This is a genomic window from Streptomyces sp. NPDC014891 (genome assembly GCF_043081085.1).
Classification (GTDB): Bacteria; Actinomycetota; Actinomycetes; order Streptomycetales; family Streptomycetaceae; genus Streptomyces.
On record NZ_JBIBWF010000006.1, the window covers coordinates 46,768 to 60,768 of the forward strand.

A 14,001-nucleotide genomic window follows, 5' to 3' on the forward strand; every position below is an offset into this window, starting at 1 on the left:
GCGCGCGTCCCGGTGCCTCCGGACCCGGATCACCGGGTCCGGCCACGGGGACGAACGAGGGGGCGCGGCCTTGACCGCTGGAACCACCGAACCGGAGGAGTACGCCACCGATCCCGCCGCGCGGAAGCGGGAGCAGCGGGGCTGGTACTTCTACGACTTCGCCTGCTCGGTGTACTCGACGAGCGTGCTGACCGTGTTCCTCGGCCCCTATCTGACCTCGGTGGCGCGGGAGGCGGCCGACGCACAGGGCTATGTGCACCCGCTCGGGATACCCGTGCGGGCCGGCTCACTGTTCGCGTACGGGGTGTCCGCCTCGATCGTGGTCGCGGTCCTGCTGATGCCGCTGGTCGGCGCGATCGCGGACCGCACGGGCCGGAAGAAGCCGCTGCTCGCGGCCGCGGCCTACACGGGCGCGGCGGCCACGGCCGGGATGTTCTTCCTCGCGGGCGACCGGTACCTGCTGGGCACGTTCCTGCTGATCGTGGCGAACGCCTCGATCTCGGTGTCGATGGTGCTCTACAACGCCTATCTGCCGCAGATCGCGGAGCCCGACGAGCGGGACGCGGTCTCCTCGCGCGGCTGGGCCTTCGGGTACACCTCGGGCGCGCTGGTCCTGGTGCTGAACCTGGTCCTCTACTCGGGCCACGACTCCTTCGGCCTCACCGAGGGCGAGGCGGTCCGGATCTGCCTGGCCTCGGCCGGTGTCTGGTGGGGCGCCTTCACCGTCGTGCCGCTGCGGAGGCTGCGGGACCGCCGGATCGGCCCGGAGGGCCGGGGGGCCGGCGGCGGCGCGGTCGGCAGCGGCTGGCGGCAGCTGCGGGAGACCCTCAAGGACATGCGCCGGCACCCGCTGACGCTCTCCTTCCTGCTCGCCTACCTCGTCTACAACGACGGCGTGCAGACGGTGATCTCGCAGGCGTCGGTGTTCGGCTCGGAGGAGCTCGGTCTCGACCAGACCACGCTGATCACGGCGGTCCTGCTGGTCCAGGTGCTCGCCGTGGCGGGCGCGCTCGGCATGGGGCGACTCGCCCGGACGTACGGCGCCAAGCGGACGATTCTGGCCTCGCTCGCGGTCTGGACCCTGATCCTGGTGGCCGGCTACTTCCTGCCGGCCGACGCGCCCGCGTTCTTCTACTGCCTGGCGGCCGCCATCGGCCTGGTACTGGGCGGGAGCCAGGCCCTGTCGCGTTCGCTGTTCTCGCATCTGGTGCCGCGCGGCAAGGAGGCGGAGTACTTCTCGGCGTACGAGATGAGCGATCGGGGGCTCAGCTGGCTCGGTCCGCTCGTGTTCGGTCTCGCGTATCAGCTGACCGGGAGCTACCGGGATGCCATCATCTCCCTGGTGATCTTCTTCGTGGTCGGCTTCGCCCTGCTCGCCCGGGTGCCGGTGCGGCGCGCGGTGGAGGCCGCCGGGAACCCGATACCCGACCGTATTTAGACGTGGCAGTGAAAGGGCGGTAGTGTACGCGTTTGGCCTGCCAGGCGGACCGTTACTGCGTGCTGCTTTAGTGAAATCACCGGGTCACATCTGCCGTCAGATGTGACAAAGCGGGCACTGGTGGGTACAACAAGGGGCGGCACGACGGGCGACGCATGACCCGGCACGGGAATCTTTACCGCCGACCGGACGTTGACCGGATAACGACGACAGCGACACCTGTCCTGTGGGCGACAAGCCCGGGAGGCACGATTCATGAGTGAGCGAGCTCTTCGCGGCACGCGCCTCGTGGTGACGAGCTACGAGACCGACCGCGGCATCGATCTGGCCCCGCGCCAGGCCGTGGAGTACGCATGCGAGAAGGGCCATCGTTTTGAGATGCCCTTCTCTGTGGAAGCGGAAATTCCGCCGGAGTGGGAATGCAAGGTCTGCGGAATCCAGGCTCTCCTGGTGGACGGGGACGGACCTGAGGAGAAGAAGGGCAAGCCTGCGCGTACGCATTGGGACATGCTCATGGAGCGGCGCACGCGCGAGGAGCTGGAGGAGGTCCTCGCCGAGAGGCTGGCCGTCCTTCGTTCCGGCGCCATGAACATCGCCGTGCATCCGCGCGACAGCCGCAAGTCCGCCTAGCGGACCCATCGGCGGAAGAACGCCGCGGGGCCCGGTACACGCATCGTGTACCGGGCCCCGCGGCGTTTCCGTACCCGTCCTCCGCCTGCCGTCCGTCCGCCGTGCACGCCCCCCGTTCCGCCGCCCGTGCCGACCTCCGTCCGCCGGAGGCACGTCGTGACCGGCGCCCGCGCAGAACGCCCGTCCCCCCACCGAAGCGGGGGGACGGGCGTTCTGCCTGACGTCAGGGCAGCAGGGGCGGACGGGGCTCGTCGGCCCGGCGGGCGCCCTGGGCGGCGTCCTCGCGGATCACCTCGCCCTGGACGACCTTGCCGTCCGGGCGGTGGATGCGGGCCTGCTGGAAGGCGTCCTGGAGGCTGCCGGGAGGGGCCGCGGCCATCCGGCGCTCGGCGGCCCGGTCCGCGTACCGCCCGAGGACCGAACGGACCGGCGGGATCAGCAGGAGCAGGCCGAGGACGTCCGAGATCAGGCCGGGGAGCATCAGGAACATGCCGCCGAGCATCAGGAAGCCGTTGCGGTCCTCCGCGCCCGCCCGCTCGGGCGCCTGGGGCACGGCGCCCGCCTGCGCGGCGGCCTGGGCCTGCTGGAAGGTCGACGTGAGGTTGCGGAAGGCACGGCGGCCGGCCCGCTTGACGACGGCGGCACCGAGCACGATGCCACCGACGAGCAGGGCGAAGACGGTCAGTCCGCCCGCCGCGTCCGCCACCACCGTGAGCAGCCAGATCTCGAGGACCAGCCAGGCGGCGACGGCGAGCGGAAGGAAGGTACGCGCGCGGGAGCGCTTGGGGGCGAGGGGAGGCGTTGCGCCGGTCGTCATGGTCCCCAGTGTGCCTGGCGCCCCGCCGGAACGTCGTAAAGGAAAGATCAGTGCGGGACGTCCCGGCCGGAGATCAGGAGGCCTTGCGGCCGAGCTTCCTGCCGACCTTCTCGGCCCGGGCCGAGAGGCCCCAGCCGGTGACGCGCCAGAGCGCCTCGACGACGATGTTCCGGCTCATCTTCGAGTCGCCGATCTCGCGCTCCACGAACGTGATGGGGACCTCGACCACGTGGAAGCCGGCGGCGACCGCGCGGCGGGCCAGGTCGACCTGGAAGCAGTAGCCGGCCGAGGCCACGTCCTCCAGGCCGAGGCCCTCCAGGGTCTCCTTGCGGAAGGCCCGGTAGCCGCCGGTGACGTCGCGGATCGGCACGTCGAGCATCACGCGGGAGTAGAGGCTGCCGCCGCGGGAGATGAACTCGCGGGACTTCGGCCAGTTCACGATGCGGCCGCCCGGCACCCAGCGGGAGCCGAGGACGAGGTCCGCGCCCTTGAGGGCGGTCAGCAGCCGCGGCAGCTCCTCGGGCTGGTGGGAGCCGTCGGCGTCCATCTCGACGAGGACGTCGTACCCGTGCTCGATGCCCCAGCGGAAGCCGGCCAGGTAGGCGGCGCCGAGACCCTCCTTGCCCTTGCGGTGCAGGACGTGCACGTGGTCGTCCTCGGACGCGATCTCGTCCGCGAACTTGCCCGTGCCGTCGGGGCTGTTGTCGTCGGCGACGAGGATGTGCGCCTCGGGTACGGACTCCCGCACCCGCGCGACGATCGGCTTGATGTTCTCCGCCTCGTTGTAGGTCGGAATGATCACCAAGGCCTTGCCGAGCGGGCCGTAACGCCTCTGGCCACCGTCGTTCACTACTGCCCCTTCGGATACATACGCAGGCCCCCACCATAGCGAGGTCTCCGGAGTGCTCCGGCGCGGCGGGTCGGCTGCGAGGGGCGGACGTGCGGTGCGGGGCCCGTCGTCCTTCGGTCCGACCTGGGATCCGCTGGCGGCGGATCGACCGAGAGCCGTTGTCTACTGAACGTCCGGGCCCCACCCGGGTCGCACCTTCCGCCGGAGAAACCTTCCCTCGCGGCCGAGGCGCGGGCGGCGTACGGCGAGTGCGTGGAGATGCTGTCCGGTCGGACGTCCTGTGGTGGACGCGGAGAACCTACCCGCCCCGGACGGTCGACTGTCAACACCCGCTTGACCTGCGGAGACTCCCCAAAACCCCAGGCCGGAGGGGAAGATCCGCAGGTCGGGGACAAGCGTGCGGGACCGTCCTCCCGGTGGGACATATCCCTACATCACTCGTTCGGCCGTACGAACACCGTCTGCCCGTGCACCACCGTCCGCAGACACACGGGCAGCTCAGCCCCGGGGGACAGATCAGGCAGACCGGGCGTCCCGGAGCGCGGGTCGGTGGACCAGCGGGCCACCCGGTCGTCGGGGGCCTGGACCACGAGCTCCTCGGTGCGCCAGACCGCGTAGTCGGCGGGGGCGCCGGGCACCAGGGTGCCCGCGTCGTCCCGGCCCACGGCCCGCCAGCCGCCCCGGGTGTGGGCGGTGAAGGCGGCCCGGGCGGAGATCCGGTGCTCCGGGGTCCGGTGGAAGGCGGCGGCCCGGACGGTGCCCCAGGGGTCGAGCGGCGTCACCGGGCTGTCCGAGCCGAAGGCCAGCGGCACTCCGGCGCGCAGCAGCGCCGCGTACGGGTTGAGGGTGCGGGCCCGCTCGGCGCCGAGCCGGTCGGCGTACATCCCCTCCTCCCCTCCCCAGAAGGCGTCGAAGGCCGGCTGGACGGACGCGGTGAGGCCGAGCTCGGCGAAGGCGGCGATCGTCTCGGGGGTGAGCATCTCGACGTGCTCGACCCGGTGCCGGGCGGCCCGGACGCGGCCGAGGCCGAGCTTCTCCGCGGCAGCCCTGACGCCCTCCACGACGGCGGTCACGGCGGCGTCCCCGATGGCGTGGAAGCCGGCCTGAAGGCCCGCCTCGGTGCAGGCCACGACATGGAGGGCGATGGTCGCCGCGTCCAGGTGGGCGGCTCCCGTGTGACCGGCGTCGGCGTGGTCGGCGTACGGCTCGTGCAGACAGGCGGTGTGCGAGCCGAGGGAACCGTCGGCGAACAGGTCGCCGGCAGCGCCCAGGGCGCCGAGGGCGCGGGCGCGCTCGACGTCCAGGTCGGCCCAGTAGCCGACGACGCGCGGCCCGGCCTCGTCGCGGGCCAGGTCGAGGAGGCCGGTGAAGTCGCCCTCGGAGGAGATCCGGGGGCCTCCGCACTCGTGCAGGGTGCCGATGCCCAGGGCGGCGGCCCTGTTCCGGGCGGCCCGCTGCGCCTCGGTGCGCTGACGGTCGGAGACGGCGCCGAAGGCGGCGGCCCGCACGGCGTGGTGGGCGTCCCCGGTGAGCGGCTGCCGGCCGTCGTGGAAGCCGTCCAGTCCGCGGACGCCCGGAACGAGGTCGAGGAGCGCCGTGGTGACGACGGCCGAGTGGACGTCGATGCGGGTGAGGTAGAGCGGTCGGCCACCGGTGAGTTCGTCGAGTTCGGCGCGGGTGAGCGGGCGGCGCTCGGGCCAGCGGGAGGCGTCCCAGCCGTGGCCGATGAGGATGCGGTCCTCGGGGCGGGCCGCGGCGTGCGCGCGGATCAGTCCGGCCGCCTCCGCGAGCGAGCCGGCGGCCGACAGGTCGAGCCCCGTGAGGGCGAACCCGGTGGCGGTGGTGTGGACGTGCGCGTCGACGAACGCCGGGGTGACGAGCGCGCCCTCCAGGTCCACCACCTCGTCCACGCCGGTGGCGAAGGCGTCGGCCGCGCCCTCGGAGCCCACCCAGGCGACGTGCCCGCGCTCCACCACCATGGCGGTGGCGAAGGGATCGGCGGGACTGTGGACCTCTCCACCGCGCAGCAGCACGGTGCGGTCTTCGGCGGAAGAGGCGGGGGGCATGGACTCACTCATGCGACCAGGCTAGGACCTGCCGGGACCCGGTTTGTCCGGCAGGTCCCCCCTTGAGGGAGACGCGGGGGCGCGGCACGGCGCCTCGCGCGGGCGGGCGGGCTCCCGGGCGGGCCGGACGCCGCCGTCAGATGCGCGGGGGCCTGGCCTCGTAAGGGGTGGAGAGGACGACGGTGGTGCGACTGGAGACGCCGGCCTGGGAGCGGATCCGGCTGAGCAGGTGCTCCAGCTCCAGCGGGGTGGCGACGCGGACCTTGAGGATGTAGTTCTCGTCGCCGGCGACGCTGTGGCACGCCTCGATCTCGGGGATGTCGGCGAGGCGGTCGGGGGTGTCGTCGGGGGCGCTGGGGTCGAAGGGTTTGACCGAGATGAAGGCCGTCAGCGGCAGGCCGACGGCCTCCGGATCCACGACGGCGGCGTAGCCGCGGATGACTCCGCGCTGCTCGAGCCGGCGGACGCGCTGATGCACCGCCGACGTGGACAGGCCCGTGGCCTTGCCCAGGTCGGTGTAGCTCATGCGCCCGTCCTTGACCAGCAACTCGACGATCTGACGATCCAGCTCCTCCATGCGGTGACCTTATTGCTCCCGGGGAGGTGCGGCACCGCCGGGGTCGACCGCAATCGGGCGGTATGGGTCATCCCGACGCGACCGCGACGGGCATGTGACGAACGCCACAGACATCCGTCCGACCTTGGGTACTGCCACACGATTATGCGGACGGCCGCATGGGAAGTGCTTGCTGTGGTCGAGGCCGCACAGATCCGGCCGACCCACCCGAGGGGGAGATTCTCCATGCAGGAGCCTGTTGATTCGGTCGACACGTCCGATGAGCTCGACGCGTACGACACCTTTGAGATGTTCCGGGTCATCTGCCCGGAGTGCGTGCAGCCGATCGCGCTGCTCGCGGACGAGGACGCGCTGCCGGAGCACGCGCTCTGCCCGACGCCGTGGAACCCCTTCGTCCTGACGGTCTGCCGGGGCACGGGCCTCGCGGCGGCCGAGGCCCGGCCGGCCGACGACACCCTGGAGGTCCAGGAGCAGGACACCGCCCTGCTCCTGACGCTCCCCCAGGGCCTCGACTGGCGCACGCAGCCCTTCTCGCACGTCGGCGGACCGGGCTCGCGCCCGATCCGGGTGACGCAGCTGCGGCGCGCGGCCTGAGGCAGGTCCGGACGGGGCCCGGGGGCCCCTCCGCTCACCAGTAGCGTCCCTGCACCATCGCCGTCAGGGTGGCGTGGTGCAGGATCAGCCCGTCGGGGTCCGCGGGCACCTCGACCTCGCCGAAGTGGGCCTGCCGGTAGGCGATCCTGAGCATGACGATCGCGTGCCGCAGTGCCGCGTAGAGCGTGTGGAACTCCATGTCGCGCGGGGTGTGCCCGGTCAGTTCCGCGTAGCGCCGTTCGACCGCGTCGCGCCGCAGGAGGTCCGGCAGTCCGGGCTGCCCGAAGCCGACGGTCAGGTCCTGGAAGAAGCGGTGCAGGTAGACCGTCCAGCCGAGGTCCACCTCGCGCGGGACGCAGGCGGCCATCTCCCAGTCGAGGACGGCCGCGGGGGTGAATCCGTCGTAGACGATGTTCCCGATGCGCGCGTCGCCCCAGCTCAGGACCGCCGGTCCCTCGTCCGCGGGCCAGTGCGCCTCCAGCCAGTCGAAGGCCGACTCGATGAGCGGCGAGGGCGCGAGCCCCGCCACCACCCAGGCGTAGTAGGCGCGTTGGGCGTCGACATGGCGGCGCAGCGGCGTGCCCTGCCCGTCGGGCAGCAGGAACTCGGCCTCCTTCGCGGGGAACTGGTCGTGCAGCCGGGCGATCACGGCGACGGACTCGGCCTCCAGCAGGGCGCGTTCCCCGTCGGTGGCGTCGTGCAGCCAGTTCCCCTCGTACGTGTAGGGCATCACGTCCGGCGGGACCCGGCCCTCGGCGCGGGCCATCACGAAGAAGGGCGCGCCCAGCGGTCCGGGGTCCTCTTCGAGCCACAGCACGCGCGGTACGGGGACGTCGGTGTGCTCGCCGACCAGGCGCATGACCCGGTGCTGGCGGGCCATGTCGTAGACGGGGAAGACGGTGTACGCCTCGGGGTCGGCGGCCAGCCGCAGGGCGCAGCCGCGGACGGGTGCGTCGGGGTGGTCGAGGTCGAAGAGCAGGGTCTCGCTGGACATGCCGTTGGAACCGGGTACGGCGAGTCCGGTCACCCGGGCGCCCGGCAGCCGCCGGTCCAGCCAGCGGGTGAGCCGGCGGCCGAGCTCCTCGGGGTCGCGGGTGGTGGTGCGGGGACGGGACGACGCAGCGGTCACGGGGGCTCCTCGGTGGGCTGTTCGGCGCGGCCTGCGGGAAGGGGCGGTCAGCGGGCCGTCGACGTGTGGTCGGCGAAGCCGCTGGGGTCGTGACGGCCGAACGAGCCGTGCTCGAAGATGCCGTGGCCGATGCGGCCGTCGAGGGTGAAGCGGGCAGCGTGGTCGGTGACGCCGTACGCCGCCATGGGGTGCGCGGCGGGGTCCGTGAGGTCGTAGACGCGCCGGTCGCTCCAGCCGCGGCCCTGCCAGGTGCCGTGCTGCCAGTCGGTGGCGGGCGGGTAGCCGGCGCCGACGGCGAGCGGGGAGGAGGCGAGGATCTCGACGCCGACCTCCAGGGGCTTGCCGCTCGGGTCGGCGAGGTGGACGGTGGCCCGTTCCGGGTGGCGGGTGCCCGGGCGGTACGTGACCTCGGTGCGGGGCCAGCCGAGTTGGGTGTCGCGGTGGCCGTTCCGTACGAGCAGGGCTTCGTTGAGGGTGCGGTAGCCGTCGGCGTCCTCCTGCGCGATCACCATGAGGAAGCGGTCCTCGAAGCGCATCGGTATCCACAGCCAGTGGAAGCCCTCGGGGCGGAACTCGGCGGCGCGGCCCGGCTCCTCGCCGGGGATCGGGCGGACGCCCCAGCTGCGGTCGCGCGTGCCGGTCCACTCCCCCGGGGTCACCCGGAACTCCTCGCCGCCGGCCCTGACGGTCCCCGCACAGTGCCCGGCCTGGACGAAACGCCGCCCTTCGAGGGTGAGCCGGCCGCCGTGGCGCTGGGTGTGGTGGGGTTCCCAGACGGCGGGGAAGTCCCCGGTCCAGCTCAGGTCGTACGAGAGGCCCCCGGGGTCCTCCGGGTCGGCGGCGCAGCGCAGGGAGAGGCGCTTGAGGGGCTCGTCGACGGTGATGGTGAACGGGCCGACGGAGAGGTCCGTCCGGTCGTCGCCGAGAGCGTCGGAGGCGCGGACGGCGTGCAGCCGGTCGCCGACGCGGAGGGTGGCGTAGGCGTCGACGACCCCGGTGTTCGGGTAGACCCCGAGACCGGCGATGAGCAGGGCGCGGCCGGAGTGGTCGAAGACGTGGAAGATGCACCGGTCGTAAGCGTTGCGGTCGCCGCTGACGTGGTGCTTCATCGAGAGCGGCGCCTGGTGCACGGGGTATTCGTCGAGTGGGACGGGCCGGTCGTCGACGTGCCGGTGCACGGACATGGCTGACCTCCTGGTCGGCGAGCGCGTGTCTTCCGCGAGAGAAGCTGACGGTACGTCAGCTGTGCTCCGCGCGGCCAGAGTCGTGCACCGGGTACCGGACGAACTGCCGCACGATTCCGCTCGGCGGTGACCACGAGCCGCCGGGGGGCGTTGGTCAGGGCATGACCACGCTGTACACCACTCCCAGCGGGATCGGTCGGCATCGACAGGCCGAGCCGCGCCGCGAAGAATCGGTTCCGCAGTCGTCGGCGCCGATGCCGGTGGCCGCGCCCGTACCGGCGCCCGTACACCGGCCCGTGGCCCCGCAGGCCCCGACGCCGATGCCGGTGGCCGCGCCCGTACCGGCGCCCGTACACCGCCCCGTGGCCCCGCAGGCTCCGACGCCGATGCCGGTGGCCGCGCCCGTACCAGCGCCCGTACACCGCCCCGTGGCCCCGCAGGCTCCGGCGGCGCAGCCGCCCGTGCCGGTCCCCGTGCCCGTGCCCGTCCAGGGGCCCGCCCCGGCGGCGCACCTCCCCGCGGACCCGCCCATCTACAAGGCCGTGCTCTCCCTCTGGGCGAGCCAGGGACGCACCCTCCCGGGCCACCGCGACCAGGAGTGGGCCCGGCTCGCAGCCGGCCCGGTCTGGGCGGACCGCACGGTACGGGTCAGCGGCACGCTGGTCCGGCCGGGCGACGGGGCGATGACCGCCCGCCGGATCTGAGAGAGCGCCCCCGCCGGATCCGGGTGAACACCCCCGCCGACGCCGTCCCGCGGACCGGCAGCGCGACGGGGCGGCCCGGCCTGCCCGGAACGGAACCCCGTGCCCGCTCGACGGATCCCGTGCGGAGGCGGGTCCGACCGCGCCCGCCGCTAGCCGCCGCCCTTCAGCAGGGACCGGCTGATCACGACCCGCTGGATCTGATTGGTGCCCTCGACGATCTGGAGCATCTTCGCCTCCCGCAGGTACCGCTCCACGGGGAAGTCCGCCGTGAACCCGTACCCGCCCAGCACCTGGACCGCGTCGGTCGTGACCGCCATGGCGGCGTCCGAGCAGAACAGCTTGGCCATCGCCGCGCGGCGGCCGAAGGGCCGCCCCTCGTCCCGCAGCCGCGCCTCGCGGGCCTCGTCGGTGGGCAGCCGGCGCTCGACGCCGTCCGGGGTGCTGTCGGCCATGGCCGGGCGCTCCTCCCTGCCGGGCGCGCACGGGCACGGGGGCGCCCGGGGTCGCGGGGAGTATGCCCGTTCGGGGTGACGGGATCACCCGGCGATCGGGGGATCGCGGGGACGGGGGCGGCGGTCCGCCCCCCGGTCACATGAGGCCGGCGCGGGTGACCAGCACGGCGAGGAGCACGACCAGGGTCCAGCCGAGGACGTGCTCGAGGAGCTTGGGGCCGCGGTCGTCCTGCGGGCCGCCCGTGCGGGCGCGGAGGAGGAGTCGGGTGGCGGCGGAGGTGGAGGTCATGGCGACCACCTTGCGGCACGAGCCCGCCCCCGGGGTAGAGACGTCGGTCACGTCCCCCGGGCCCGCCGCGCCGCGCCGGACGCTCCCGGGCGCCGCAAGGGCCTTGTGCCGCACGGGCGAGGGCGGGTCGGGGAGGCGAAGGCCGCAGAAGCCCTCTGTGCCGGAGACCACGTTCCCGCCGGCGGCGGCACCGCCGCGCGGATGGCGGAGGACCATCCCCCAGGCGGGCCGGTCACGTCCCCTTCGCGCACGGCACGGGTCCTCCTGGCCGCCGCCGGCGCCCTCGCGGTGCTCGGCCGCACCGCGACCGAGGTCCTGAACGCCGGCATGCGGCCGGACGGCCCGGGGACCGGCTCGGTGGTCTCCCCGGCCCCCTCCCCCAGCGCCGACCGCGCCGATTCGGGAGCGGACTTCACGGCCTGCGGCACGGACCGCATGACCTGCGAGGAGCAGGCAGCCCGGAGACCCGCCCTACCCGGCCGGCCTCGGCCCTGCCCCCGGCTGAACGCGAGACTCTGCGCCGACGGTGCCGCACCGGACGCGCCCGACACCGGAGACGCGGTGGGGTGAGCGTGCCGGGGTCGACGTTCGGTCAGGGCCACGGTGGACCGCTCCGGTGCGGCCACCTCGCGGGCGGGCGGGCAGGGCGGCCCTCAGGTGGTCGGGACGACCGCCGGAGCACCCCCGCTCACACCAGACCGAGTGCCTGCAGTGCGCGGCGCTGGCGTGGTGTCGGCCGCACCGGCCAGAAGACGTAGCAGACCCCTCCCGTGCCGCTTCTCACCTTGCCGTTCGCGTCGTACCGCTTCGTGCGGAGCCAGATGTTCTCCCACTCGTGCCGCCGGTAGACCCGGCGGACGGCCTCGTTGCTGGGGGACGCGGGGTCGTTGGCGATGATGTCGCCGTCCGGCGTGAAGCCGATGACGGTCATCAGGTGGCCGGAGGTGCCGTAGCCCGCCCCGGTCAGTTCCTCCTCGCGGAACGACTGGGACGTTATGGCCGGGATGCCCGCGCGGATCAGGCTCTCCAGCTCGGTGAGCGAGCGGAGCCGGGTGACCACGGCGTTCATGTCGGGGTACGAGGCCGCGTACGCCGCGTTGAAGGGCCAGTTACCACAGCCCTCGTACTGGTGGTCGAAGGTGTGGCGGGCCGCGTGGCAGACCTGCGGGTCGGCGAAGTCCGGGTTCACCCAGGCCAGCTCCTCGGCCGACGGCGCGCGGCCCCAGTACTCGACGATCATCTGCGAGGAGGTCGGGCTGCACCACGCCTCGCCGCCGTTGTCGTACTCGGGGTACTGCCCGACGTGGGTGTTCTGCGAGTAGCGCGGCACGGCCAGCTCGTGCGCCGCGCCCGGCTCGGAGGCGGGCACGGTGAAGCGGTCCGGGACGTCCGAGGCCATCGCGCCGAGCCGCCACACCGTGGGCGTGAGGCCGCTGCCCGGGACGCGGTACAGCGTCAGGCGGAGCCGGTACGAGGCGAGCCGGAGTCCGCTCGCCGTGTCGTCGATCGCGAGGGTGTCGGTCCAGACGGTGCTCCGGCCGTCGGTCTGGTCGTCGACCGACGTCCGCAGGATGTCGCCGTCCCCGGAGGCCCAGCGCCCCAGGACGTACCAGGGGGTGGCGGTCGCGTCGGTGTAGGTGCCGGACAGCTCGACCTGGAGCCAGGTGCCGGGCGGCGTACGGGCGTTCCACGAGGCGATGACCTCGGTGGCGGGCACGGCCGGGGTGTGTTCCGGGGAGGTCCAGCTCGCGTACTCCCAGGCCGAGGTCCGGCCGGTGTGCGGGTCGGTGTAGTCGGTGCTCCCCGCCGGGTGGGCGAGGACCAGACCGGGACGGCGTCCCGCGACCGCCTTCGTCCCGGCCGCGCCGCCGCACCTCCAGTCCGTGTACGAGGACCAGAAGCGGTTGTCGACGAGACCCGGTGCGGAGTCGTGGTCCCGTCCGGCGCCCGCGGGCGGGGCCGCTCCGGACCCGGCGGGCGGGGCGGCGGCGCCCTCCGGAACAGCGGCCGCGGCGGGAGCGGCCGCGGCCGATCCGGCGGCGGCGAGAGCCGCTGCGAGAACGGTTCTGCGCGGGGTGGAGCTGGTCATGGGCGGTGACCCCCAGTCGAGAACGGTGGGCGCGGACCTGCGGACGAACCGGGCGGGCCGGCAGAGGAAGGAAGAGGAGGAGGAGGAGGCGGAGGAAGGAGGTGGACGGAGGTGGAGGGAGGTGGAGGGGTGGCGACGGCGGTACGCGGTGGGGCGGCGGGCCGGCGGGTGCTTCGGGGCGGTCCACGTGGCGTCCGAGCACGCCGGTACGCGGTCCGGCGGGCACGGGTACAGGGGCGTACGGGCCTCCGCGCGCCGGAAGCCCCGGTGGGGCGCGCCCGGGCGGACCGGGCGCGCCCCACTATCGCGGCTTCCGGTACGCCTCCGCCAGCACTTCGCCCCGCGTCGCCGCACCAATATTGGTCTCTACCACTGACGGCGGTACCACCCTGACCTGCGAAGGTCCCCCTCTCCCCTACCCTGGCCCCATGAACGACCTCGACCGCGCCGCCCACGCGCTGCTCCGGCTGCCGCCCTCCTGCGGGCCGGTCCGGCTGATCGCGGTCGACGGGCACGCGGGCTCCGGCAAGTCCACGCTCGCCGCCGGGCTCGCCGCCGCCCTGGGCGGCGCGCCCGTCCTCCGCCTCGACGACCTCGCCACGCACGAGGAGCTGTTCGAGTGGACCGGACGACTGCAGGAGCAGGTCCTCGACCCCCTCGCGCACGGCGAGGACGCGTCGTACCGCCCCTACGACTGGCACCTGCGCCGGTTCGGCGGGGCGCGCGAGCTGCCGGCGGCTCCGGTCGTCCTCGTCGAGGGGGTGGGTGCGGGCCGGGCGGCGGTACGGCCGTTCCTGGCGTGGCTGCTGTGGATGGAGCGCGGTCCCGAGGACTCCTGGGTACGGGGCCGCCATCGGGACGGACCGGAGCAGGCGTCCTTCTGGGACGGCTGGACCGTGGCGGAGACTCGCCATTTCGCCGGAGACCCCTCCCGGCCCTTCGCCGACACCCTGGTACAGGAGTGCGACGAGGGATACGAATGGCTCCCCGGGCCGGGGGTGACAGCGGGCGCGGACCATATCATCACGCACCGTGACGGCTTCATGTCCGTGAACTGAAGGGGTGGAAGTCCGCTTCCGCAAGTGCCTCAACTCCGCTTGACCCAAGGGGCGTACAGGTCTTACGTTCTGAATGTGCGGCTTTTCGAAGCCGCCGCGGACGCGAGGCCCCCGGTTGTTCCCC

At 73.5% G+C, this 14,001-nt stretch carries 13 protein-coding genes and 1 pseudogene; 5 read left to right on the top strand and 9 right to left on the bottom strand.

Features of this window, described 5'->3' with window-relative positions:
- Positions 1-70: 70 nt before the first annotated feature.
- A complete protein-coding gene (locus ACF09E_RS18600) occupies positions 71-1,438 on the top strand; it encodes an MFS transporter (protein ID WP_392206155.1) in 1,368 nt (455 codons plus the stop codon).
- A gap of 255 nt (positions 1,439-1,693) precedes the next feature.
- Entirely contained in the window at positions 1,694-2,068 is a 375-nt protein-coding gene (locus tag ACF09E_RS18605) for an RNA polymerase-binding protein RbpA (RefSeq protein ID WP_015032218.1), read from the top strand.
- A gap of 223 nt (positions 2,069-2,291) precedes the next feature.
- On the opposite strand, the gene fxsA is transcribed toward ACF09E_RS18605, so the two are convergent.
- The 4 genes from fxsA to ACF09E_RS18625 all read right to left on the bottom strand — a co-directional run bounded on the left by fxsA (position 2,292) and on the right by ACF09E_RS18625 (position 6,378).
- A complete protein-coding gene (gene fxsA / locus ACF09E_RS18610; protein WP_392206156.1) occupies positions 2,292-2,885 on the bottom strand; it encodes an FxsA family membrane protein in 594 nt (197 codons plus the stop codon).
- 73 nt (positions 2,886-2,958) lie between these two features.
- Positions 2,959-3,735, bottom strand: coding sequence for a polyprenol monophosphomannose synthase (locus ACF09E_RS18615; RefSeq protein ID WP_392206157.1), 777 nt, complete (start codon positions 3,733-3,735; stop codon positions 2,959-2,961).
- A gap of 434 nt (positions 3,736-4,169) precedes the next feature.
- Positions 4,170-5,813, bottom strand: coding sequence for an amidohydrolase (locus tag ACF09E_RS18620; RefSeq protein WP_392206158.1), 1,644 nt, complete (start codon positions 5,811-5,813; stop codon positions 4,170-4,172).
- A 124-nt stretch (positions 5,814-5,937) separates the two neighbouring features.
- A complete protein-coding gene (locus tag ACF09E_RS18625) occupies positions 5,938-6,378 on the bottom strand; it encodes an Lrp/AsnC family transcriptional regulator (protein ID WP_017242178.1) in 441 nt (146 codons plus the stop codon).
- A 225-nt stretch (positions 6,379-6,603) separates the two neighbouring features.
- On the opposite strand from ACF09E_RS18625, the gene ACF09E_RS18630 reads away from it, so the two are divergent.
- Complete coding sequence (locus ACF09E_RS18630) at positions 6,604-6,972, top strand: hypothetical protein (protein WP_388806348.1); 369 nt, start codon at positions 6,604-6,606, stop codon at positions 6,970-6,972.
- A gap of 34 nt (positions 6,973-7,006) precedes the next feature.
- On the opposite strand, the gene ACF09E_RS18635 is transcribed toward ACF09E_RS18630, so the two are convergent.
- Both ACF09E_RS18635 and ACF09E_RS18640 read right to left on the bottom strand, forming a co-directional pair.
- Positions 7,007-8,101: a phosphotransferase family protein gene (locus ACF09E_RS18635; RefSeq protein WP_392206159.1), complete on the bottom strand. Its 1,095-nt coding sequence runs from the start codon at positions 8,099-8,101 to the stop codon at positions 7,007-7,009.
- Positions 8,102-8,148: 47 nt separating this feature from the next.
- Positions 8,149-9,285 (bottom strand): hypothetical protein, encoded by a 1,137-nt coding sequence (locus tag ACF09E_RS18640; protein ID WP_392206160.1) that lies wholly within the window; start codon positions 9,283-9,285, stop codon positions 8,149-8,151.
- A 161-nt stretch (positions 9,286-9,446) separates the two neighbouring features.
- Between ACF09E_RS18640 and ACF09E_RS18645 the strand changes: the two genes are divergently transcribed.
- The gene (locus ACF09E_RS18645) at positions 9,447-9,989 is read left to right on the top strand and encodes a hypothetical protein (RefSeq protein WP_392206161.1); all 543 of its coding nucleotides are present in this window, start codon (positions 9,447-9,449) and stop codon (positions 9,987-9,989) included.
- Between the two features lie 149 nt (positions 9,990-10,138).
- Here ACF09E_RS18645 and ACF09E_RS18650 read toward each other — a convergent pair.
- The 3 genes and pseudogenes from ACF09E_RS18650 to ACF09E_RS18660 all read right to left on the bottom strand — a co-directional run.
- Positions 10,139-10,381, bottom strand: a pseudogene (locus tag ACF09E_RS18650) (acyl-CoA dehydrogenase family protein); the annotation flags it as partial.
- Positions 10,382-10,577: 196 nt separating this feature from the next.
- Positions 10,578-10,730 carry an SCO1431 family membrane protein gene (locus tag ACF09E_RS18655; protein ID WP_148001713.1) on the bottom strand — a complete coding sequence of 51 codons (153 nt, stop codon included), beginning with the start codon at positions 10,728-10,730 and terminating at the stop codon, positions 10,578-10,580.
- A gap of 688 nt (positions 10,731-11,418) precedes the next feature.
- The gene (locus ACF09E_RS18660) at positions 11,419-12,819 is read right to left on the bottom strand and encodes a peptidase C39 family protein (protein ID WP_392206162.1); all 1,401 of its coding nucleotides are present in this window, start codon (positions 12,817-12,819) and stop codon (positions 11,419-11,421) included.
- Positions 12,820-13,247: 428 nt separating this feature from the next.
- Between ACF09E_RS18660 and ACF09E_RS18665 the strand changes: the two genes are divergently transcribed.
- The gene (locus tag ACF09E_RS18665) at positions 13,248-13,877 is read left to right on the top strand and encodes a hypothetical protein (RefSeq protein ID WP_392206163.1); all 630 of its coding nucleotides are present in this window, start codon (positions 13,248-13,250) and stop codon (positions 13,875-13,877) included.
- Positions 13,878-14,001: the final 124 nt, after the last annotated feature.